This window comes from uncultured Campylobacter sp., from assembly GCF_938031315.1.
GTDB lineage: Bacteria > Campylobacterota > Campylobacteria > Campylobacterales > Campylobacteraceae > Campylobacter_B.
Window position 1 is genome coordinate 1 of record NZ_CALHHT010000325.1, and the last position, 8,198, is coordinate 8,198.

The following is an 8,198-nucleotide window of genomic DNA, read 5'->3' on the forward strand; positions in this document are numbered from 1 at the left end:
ATTTCTACGTCGATTTGGAAGTAAGATTTTAGATTAAGCTTATACGGACGAGGCGCGGGTTAAATTTTAAAACTTACCCGAGCTTTTGCCCTTCTTTCTTTTTAAATTTAGACCTCATCTTAAAATTTTAACCTCATCGCGACCCTTTCGGCGGCTAAATTTTACGGCGCGCAAGATGTCAGGCTAAGAGCGGCGGCGCAAACGATGAGCGAGGATAGGCGGCGCGCGAACGGCTACTTTTTGCAAAACTGCTTTGAGCGCTCGCCGTTTAAAAAAAGCGCGGACGAAACGGGCGCACCGATCCGTTTTTAGCGAAATTTAGCCGCCCGAACTACCCGCCCTCCTTACTCGCCGGGCCAACTTACTCGCCCCGCTCGCCCCAAATTAAGCAAAACGAAAAGTGCAAAGTTATATCATTTCTTAGAAATTCTGCAATTTTTTCGAAAGGATGAGATATGAAGCACTTTTCACTCTCAAAGGCCGTTTTTATGGCGGCGAGTCTGGCCCTGCTCGGGCTAACGGCTGCGAATGCGCAGGAGAAATTTTCCCCGGTTATCGTCATTCACGGCGGCACCAGCGGGCTTGATCTAACCAAAGAGGAATTTAAAATCCGCGAAGAGCCGATGAAAAAGGCGCTTTTAGCGGGTCAAGCCGTGCTTGAACGGGGCGGCAGCGCGATGGATGCCGTTACGGCGGCGATAATGGTGCTTGAGGACGATCCGAATTTCAACGCGGGCAAGGGCGCGGTATTTACCGCTGATGGGTTTAACGAGCTTGATGCCTCGATCATGGACGGCTCGACCAAAAAAGCGGGCGCAGTCGCGATGGCGCGGCATATCAAAAACCCTATCCTAGGCGCCAGGCTCGTGATGGATAAGACGTGGCATACGCTAGTCGCCGGCGAGGGAGCCGACAAGCTCGCTAAAGAAAACGGCCTAGAGATGGTGGATCAGAAGTATTTTTTCACGCAGTTTAGATACGACGCGCTGCAAAAAGCCAAAGAGAAGCAAAAGCTGCTACTTGATAGCGAAAAGGCAAAAAAGACGTCGCTAAATTTGCACGAGCGCCCGTATCTTGGCACCGTGGGCGCGATCGCGCTGGATAAAAACGGCAACCTAGCCGCGGCTACCAGCACGGGCGGCATGACAAACAAAATGACCGGCCGCATCGGCGATAGCCCGATAATAGGCTCGGGAACCTACGCTGACAACGACTCGGTGGCGGTTTCTTGCACCGGCACGGGCGACATCTACATGCGCGTAAACGCCGCGCACGAGGTCTCGGCTCTTTATAAATACAAAACGCAAGACGTGCAAAAGGCCGCCGAAGAAGCGGTAAAAGAGGTCAAAGCACTCGGCGGTAGCGGTGGCATTATCTCGATCGACAAGCACGGACACACGGGCTTTGCGTGGACGAAAGATAAGCTCGGCATGTATCACGGCGAAGCAAGGCTCGGAGCCAAACCGATCGTTTACTGGCCACTTGGAGAGAAATAAACGTAAATTTAGCCCCTTTGCGGGGCTAAATTTAAATCAAATAGCAAGGATAAATACGCTTTTTTCGTATGTCTATCAAAATTCGGCGCCTTCATCAATCAAGCGCTTCGGCGAGGCTAAATTCGGTCAAATTTTACTTTCAGTACCTTGGCAAAGCGCAAATTTTCTACTTTTTTAAAATTGACTCTCTTTAACTTAGGCTCAAATCAAGGGGTATTAAGTTCCGTTGGGTCTTAAATTTTACCAAAATCCATATTTCTTGATACCAAGGCGCTCAAATTTCAGGTAGAATATCGCCACATAAAATCAAGGCGGTAAAATGAGAAAATTTATAGTCGTTCGCGGACACGCGGGCTCGGGTAAAACGACTTTCGCAAAAGAGAAAATTAAAGAATTTCAAAACGAATATCCGCAGGCGCAAATTTATCATCTGGAAAACGATATGTTTCTAACCGATGAGGCGGGGGTTTATACTTGGTCGCCGAAGCTTTTGGAGGATGCGAAGCGCAAAGTCGCCCGCGAGATAAAGCAGGTGTATAAATTTGCCATGGAAAACAAAGCTAAAGACGTTCTTATCGTGCTTAGTAACGTGAGCGCGCGCACCAAAGAGCTACTAAGCCTAAAAGAGCAAGCCGCCCAAAATGGATTTATTTTCGAATGCTTTAGAATGCAAAATTTCTTCGCCTCCGAGCACGGCGTCGATGAAGACACGGTGATAGCGATGTTTATCAAGGTCGCAAACAACAAAATAGAGGGCGAAATTTTGATCCCGCCCGTTAATCCTATGAGCGAAAGCGTAGCGCAAAAGATCAAAGACGCGGCGGCTCTAAACAGGCGCGATCTGCCCTTTGATGCGGCGCAAAATACCTACGTAACGAAAAAATATATCGCCGCTACGCAGGATAAAAGGCTCTGGAGTGCGCGTCAAAGCGAGCTTTATCCCGAGCTTCGCACCTATAAATACTCAAAACGCGTCTTTTTCAAAGCCGATTGGGATAAGGCGCTGCTTGAGATGCGCGGGCTCATAATGGACGATGATCTAAATATCATCGTGCGCCCGTTTAAAAAGGTCTATAACTACTCGGAATTTACCTCGCGCAAAAGCCTTTATCCTATCGATATCACAGACGATACGCCCGTGCTTGCCGTGCGAAAGGTAAACGGCTTTTTGGGGTGTTGCACCTACGTAGATATCGGCGAAAGCGGCGCGAGCTTTAACCGCCGCGTCATCTACTCCACGACGGGATCGACCGATAGTAGATTTGCGCAGATGACGCGCGAGCACTGCTGTAAATTTGAAGAGATTTTCAAACGCTATCCAAATAAAACTTTTTTATTTGAGATCACCGACGAGAGCGATCCGCACATCGTAGAAGAGGAACTTGGAGAGACTTTTATCGGACTTATCGACGTTAAAACCGGCGCGCAAGAGAGCGAATTTGAACTGGATAAAATCGCCGCAAGTACTGACGGAGCGCTAAAAAGACCTTTTTATAAAGAGGGCGAGCAGTATCTAAAAACGAGCTTTGCGGAGCTTAAAAATATAGTCAAAGAGGCGAAATTCGAGGGCTTTATGGTGTATATCCCGAGCCAAAACGATTTTTGCTTTAAGATGAAAACGCCTTATTATCTCGTGAATAAATTTTTCGCTCGCAGTAAAAACGAGGCGCTTTCCGGCAAACTGGATAAAACCAAGCTCGATGAGGAATTTCACCCTTTGGTCGATCACATCAAAGCAAACGAGCGAGAATTCAGATCCCTTGACGAGCAGGGCAAGCTAGGCTTTATAAAAGAATTTTTAGAAAAAGTTTAACGATTACCGTGCGAATATTTGACGCCGTGTAAATTTACGTAAAGCTCAAATTTGATGCGGCGATTAAAATTTAAAGGAAAATGATGATATTTTTTACCTCCGATTTGCATTTTTATCACGGCAATATTATGAAATACTGCCCTAAATTTAGGGCTTTTAACGACGTAAGCGAGATGAATGAAAAGCTAATAGAGCTCTGGAACGCTGTAGTGGGGCCCGAGGATACGGTTTATGATCTGGGCGATTTTGCATTTTGTAATAAATTGAAGGATCTAAAAAGCGTCGCGCGCAGGCTAAACGGCTCGCATGTGCTGATTTTAGGCAACCACGATACGCTCATTAGCCAAAACAAAGAAGCGCTGCTACGCGAGCTAAAAGATGACGGAAATCCTATTTTTAGCGATATCCTGCACTACAAGGAGCTAAATTTTGACGGCGGCGCGGGCGCGATAAAGGACGGCAAAGCGGGTATGAGCATCTGTATGTTTCACTATCCCGTGGAGGAGCACAACCACGCCTCGAAAGGCTCTTTTATGCTTCACGGACACTTGCACGACCGCGCTTCTAGCCTGGAGGGGCGCATACTAAACGTAGGCTTTGACTCGCACGGCAAAATTTTAAGCTTAGAGGAGATCGTGCAAATTTTAGGGCAAAGGCAAATCGCGGCAAGATATTCGTGATTCGGGCTAAACGCGGACAGCCGCAGCATTGATTTAAGCGTAGCCTGCCGCAATATCTTACAAAAGCACCCGCATAATACCGGGATAGGCAAAGGACTCGGCGGCAGCGGCGGCGGCATTTCGATCGACAAGCACGGAGGCACGGGCTTTGCGTGGACAAAAGATAAGCTAGGAATGTATCAAGGCGAAGCAAAGCTCGGAGACAAGCCGATCGTTTATTGGCTGCTAGGCGAGAAATGATAAAAATTTAAGCAGGCAGCGGATAGCACGAAGGTCGTAAGAGCGCCCAGCGAGAAATGATCAAATTTAGCCTCTTTTGCCTCGTTTGCTCTTTACTTCCGCGTAAATTTTAAAATTTGCCGCACGTTTTAAAGGGCGGCCATGCGCTTAAAATAGCTGCGCCGCCCGTTTTAGACAAGCTCTACTCTGCTTCGGCGGGGCGGAGCTTGTCTAAATTTTAAAATTTATCCGCGCGTAGTCCACGCCAACGCTCCGAGCGGCAAGAATGGGAAGCAGGGTAGCTTTCGTCGAGTATCAAAACCCAAAACAGCGCCGCCTTTTGTGCGGGCTATGAATACGGCATGTATGAGATAGCAGAGCAAGGGCGAACTTAATTTGCGAGCCGCGAAATTTTCACGGAATTTTACCGATTGTCGCGCGCGATTTTATCTAAACTGCTGCAAATTTTATCCATAGCCACCGCGATCTTGTCCACGTCCAAATAAAATTTCACGAAATTCCGTAGAATTTTACGCTGTGTATTCTGCAAACCGACGGGCAAAATTTTATGGACGCGACCGAATTGCATGCGTAAATTTCGCCATTAATTATAATCTGGCGCAAATTTTGCGGACGGAATCGCTAGCTAAATTTAAACCCACGCGGTTAAACCCAGCAAGCCCGCCTGCTAAAATTTCGTTCGCGCAGAATTTCATTTGGGTAAAGTTAAAATTCCAGCCGAAACTCCGTCTCGCCCGGCTCGCTTCTGCACGAAATTTTAAGCCCGAGCTCGTCGCAGTATTTTTTCACGATAAAAAGCCCGATGCCAAAGCCGCCGTTGCGCTCGTCAAAGCGGGTGTAAAGCTCGAAAATATGCGGCAAATTTTGCTGCGCAATGCCCGCGCCGCTGTTTTTAATGCTAAGCGAGCGCTCGCGCAGGCTCACCTCGACGCAGCCGAGCTCATCACAATATTTTATCGCATTGCCAAGCAGATTATCGATGATTTTTCGCAGCTTAAACTCATCCGCGCAAAAGACTACCGGACGCAGATCGGCGCGTAGATTTATGCACTTTTGCTCCGCAGAGACGCCGAAATACTCGATGCGGCTTTGCAGTAGCTCGCCTAAATTTACCTCTCGCCCGCTGCCGCTTTTGTTTAAGCTTAGCGCGGTTAGATCCTCAAAGAGCGCGTTTATCGTGTTTGCGCCCGCCTTGATATTGCCTAGATATTTTTTCGCATCGGTATCGAAAAGCTCGATGCTCATCAAAATCACGCTAAGCGGGGTTTTTATCTCGTGCGTGGTGTCGCGGATGAAGCCGTTTAAAAACTCGATCTTTTCGTAAAGCGGGCGCAGCGAAAGGCGGATGATAAAATATGCGATCAACAAAATAAGCGCCAAAACAAGCGCGCTCGCGGCTAAAATTTTAAGCTTCAGCGCCGCTAGCTTGCCCTCAAGCGCCTCAGTTTTGATCGCTACGTAGTACTCCGTGCCGTCCTTGGCGGTGAGATTAAACTGCTCGATCCTGCTGGCTCCCTCCATATACACGCGCGGCGCGTCATCCTTCGGCTCGAAATCCCGAGCGATCTCATCGCTACTATTCAGATCCGCCGCGTATGCCTGCATGGCGTCGAAATCGCTCTCGTTTAGGCGCCCGCCGCGCGCGAGCTTAGCCTCTAAGCCGTGCTTGAAATCCCTGATCGCAAAGGCATCGCGATCCGCGATAAAAAACTTCTCCCGCTCGTAAAATACGCTGCTTACCAGTGCCAAAAACAGGACGCTAGTAAGAGTGTAGAGTAAAAAAATCGGTAAAATTTGACGCATTTTGGACACGGCACGCTCCTAAAGATATTTATAGCCGAGCTTGGAGGCGTTTATGATGCGATCCTTGCCCAAAATTTTTCGCAGCTCTGCGATATAAACGCGCAGGCTAAGCTCGCTCGGACTCTCGTCGTAGTCCCACAGCGCGGCGAAAATTTCATCCTTACTAAGGAATTTATCGCGGTTTTTCAAAAGCAGAGTAAGAAGCCGCGCCTGCTTTTGCGGCATCGGCACGGCTCTTCCGTCGCGATAAAGCGCGTGCTGAGCCATATCGAAGCTAAAGCTTCCGCCGATATTTTCGCGCAGGGCGGCGTTGTGGACAAAGGTGCGCTTTAGTAGATTATCCGCGCGCAGGGCTAGCTCTTTTAGCTCGAAGGGCTTTTTGAGGTAGTCGTCGCAGCCGCTTTTAAAGCCGCTTTCTACGTCTTGCAGAGTATTTAGCGACGTCGTGAAAATGCACGGTGCGCCCCGCCCCGCCTCGCGTAGCTCGCGAAGCAGCGCAAAGCCGCTGCCGCCGATAATTTTGACGTCGAAGATCCACAGATCGAAGCTCTTTTCGTACGCTAAAGATAGCGCCTCGTCGTAGCTTTTGCTGCCGCTTACCTCGTGCCCCGCGCCGCGCATGTAGGTGCACATCATATCTAGCAGCATCCCCTCGTCCTCGACGATCAAAACCCTTGCCATAGCCCGCCTCCTTGCGTAGAATTTTTGAAATTATACCCTGTGAAATTCCACGTAAAATTTAATTGCGAAATTTCACGGCAAAATTTTATCATAGCGAAACAGCGCGTCTTGGCTCAAAAGTATGCTTACTAAATTTAGGCTTGTAAGATTGCTCGCCTAGTATTATTCGCGCGGCGCGGCGTAAGAAACTAAAATTTTACGATATAAAATTTTCACGCCGCGGAATTTTAAAATTTACAAAGCAACGCTAAAGCTTTAAAATTTTACCGCTATGAAATTCTAAATTTCGCAATATAAAATTTCGCGGCGCAGAATTTCAAAACCTCGCCTGCGCCGATAAGATTTCGCGAAATTTTATCGGCGCTACGCCGCATAAATTTCAAGCTAAAATTCTAAAATTCTCGCGTCGTGTTTCGATAAAACAAAATTCCGCGCAAGTGCTGCGCGGAACTACGTAGCTTGCGCGTAAGCGGCACTACTGCGCCATAGGACACGGAGCAGCGCCCGCATTTTGATTGCACGGCGTATCGCCCCTTGGCGGCATTGCCGGACACGCACCGTCGTCCATTCCTTTATGCGGCATATGGCCGCACTCTCCTGGAGCCGCCTGCGATCTGTGCGGGCCAAACCCATGAGCAGGCCTTTTAAATTTGCCGAAATTGCCGCGGTCTTTAAGCTCGATATCAAGCCTATCCGCCTGCTCGACGCTTAGCTTGCCCGCCTGGGCGTTATAGTTTTTTCTAAACTCGTCTAGGAATCTCTCGCGATCCTCGACGCCCATAGCGTCCAGTTTCTTTTTAAACTCCGTCTTAAATCCGCGCTTGAGATCCCTTGCCTGCGCCCTTAGCTCGCCTGCGCGCTTATCGATCTCAAACGCCGCTTCGCTTAAACTCTTGGCGTCGGCGCCGGCGATCGAGGCATTGATCTGCTCGGGGCTGCTCGAGCTAAAATCTGCGGCGAACAACACGCCAGCAACTAAAACGCTTGCTAAAACAATCTTTTTCATTTTCTCTCCTTTGTGAAAGTTAGCGTGATTGTAATAAAAAGTCGTGAAGAAAAAGTTAAGTGAGCTCTCGCGCCGCAAAAATAGCTCGGAGCCGTAAATTTAGAACTTTGATTTAAATTTGGAAAATTTTACGCCGCTGCGGCAAAAACAGGGCGTAATGCGTGCAAACGGAGTTAAATTTTAAAATTTTAAGCGGGAGGGGGCGCGGCGCGTAAATTTAATACAAAATTTCGCACTGCATAGGTTGTATCAAAAGCCCGCCGTGCGTAAATTTAACGGCAAAGCGGGCGTATCTCGGCGCTGCGGACGGCGAAATTTCATCGCGTAAATTTAACCGCAGGGCTGCTAAATTTAGAGATTGCGGATGATTAATTTCATCCGCGAAGAAGCTTATTTTATAACGCCGCAGATCATTCTAGCGCCGCCGCCACCGAGCGGCTTCGGATGATCGCTGTGGTTATCGCCGCCTACGTGAACCA

The 8,198-nt window shown here is 48.6% G+C and carries 6 protein-coding genes and 1 pseudogene; 3 read left to right on the top strand and 4 right to left on the bottom strand.

The features are described from left to right. The first annotated feature begins 455 nt into the window (after positions 1-455). The 3 genes from Q0236_RS07920 to Q0236_RS07930 all read left to right on the top strand — a co-directional run bounded on the left by Q0236_RS07920 (position 456) and on the right by Q0236_RS07930 (position 3,989). Positions 456-1,496: an isoaspartyl peptidase/L-asparaginase family protein gene (locus Q0236_RS07920; protein WP_297916704.1), complete on the top strand. Its 1,041-nt coding sequence runs from the start codon at positions 456-458 to the stop codon at positions 1,494-1,496. Between the two features lie 319 nt (positions 1,497-1,815). Further along, on the top strand, positions 1,816-3,309 hold the full coding sequence (locus Q0236_RS07925) for an RNA ligase (protein WP_297916706.1): 1,494 nt from the start codon (positions 1,816-1,818) through the stop codon (positions 3,307-3,309). Positions 3,310-3,392: 83 nt separating this feature from the next. Continuing rightward, the gene (locus tag Q0236_RS07930; RefSeq protein ID WP_297916708.1) at positions 3,393-3,989 is read left to right on the top strand and encodes a phosphoesterase; all 597 of its coding nucleotides are present in this window, start codon (positions 3,393-3,395) and stop codon (positions 3,987-3,989) included. A gap of 945 nt (positions 3,990-4,934) precedes the next feature. Here Q0236_RS07930 and Q0236_RS07935 read toward each other — a convergent pair. From Q0236_RS07935 to Q0236_RS07950, 4 genes and pseudogenes are all read right to left on the bottom strand, one after another. Continuing rightward, positions 4,935-6,032 carry a HAMP domain-containing sensor histidine kinase gene (locus tag Q0236_RS07935; RefSeq protein ID WP_297916714.1) on the bottom strand — a complete coding sequence of 366 codons (1,098 nt, stop codon included), beginning with the start codon at positions 6,030-6,032 and terminating at the stop codon, positions 4,935-4,937. Between the two features lie 18 nt (positions 6,033-6,050). After that, complete coding sequence (locus Q0236_RS07940) at positions 6,051-6,713, bottom strand: response regulator transcription factor (RefSeq protein ID WP_297916710.1); 663 nt, start codon at positions 6,711-6,713, stop codon at positions 6,051-6,053. 475 nt (positions 6,714-7,188) lie between these two features. Next, a complete protein-coding gene (locus tag Q0236_RS07945) occupies positions 7,189-7,719 on the bottom strand; it encodes a DUF1104 domain-containing protein (RefSeq protein WP_297916712.1) in 531 nt (176 codons plus the stop codon). Between the two features lie 390 nt (positions 7,720-8,109). After that, positions 8,110-8,198, bottom strand: a pseudogene (locus tag Q0236_RS07950) (superoxide dismutase); the annotation flags it as partial.

Bases quoted from the DNA above. Each gene is read 5' to 3' on its own strand.
- Q0236_RS07940 (WP_297916710.1), bottom strand. From the start codon at position 6,713: ATGGCAAGGGTTTTGATCGTCGAGGACGAGGGGATGCTGCTAGATATG.
- Q0236_RS07920 (WP_297916704.1), top strand. From the start codon at position 456: ATGAAGCACTTTTCACTCTCAAAGGCCGTTTTTATGGCGGCGAGTCTG.
- Q0236_RS07935 (WP_297916714.1), bottom strand. From the start codon at position 6,032: ATGCGTCAAATTTTACCGATTTTTTTACTCTACACTCTTACTAGCGTC.
- Q0236_RS07925 (WP_297916706.1), top strand. From the start codon at position 1,816: ATGAGAAAATTTATAGTCGTTCGCGGACACGCGGGCTCGGGTAAAACG.
- Q0236_RS07930 (WP_297916708.1), top strand. From the start codon at position 3,393: ATGATATTTTTTACCTCCGATTTGCATTTTTATCACGGCAATATTATG.
- Q0236_RS07945 (WP_297916712.1), bottom strand. From the start codon at position 7,719: ATGAAAAAGATTGTTTTAGCAAGCGTTTTAGTTGCTGGCGTGTTGTTC.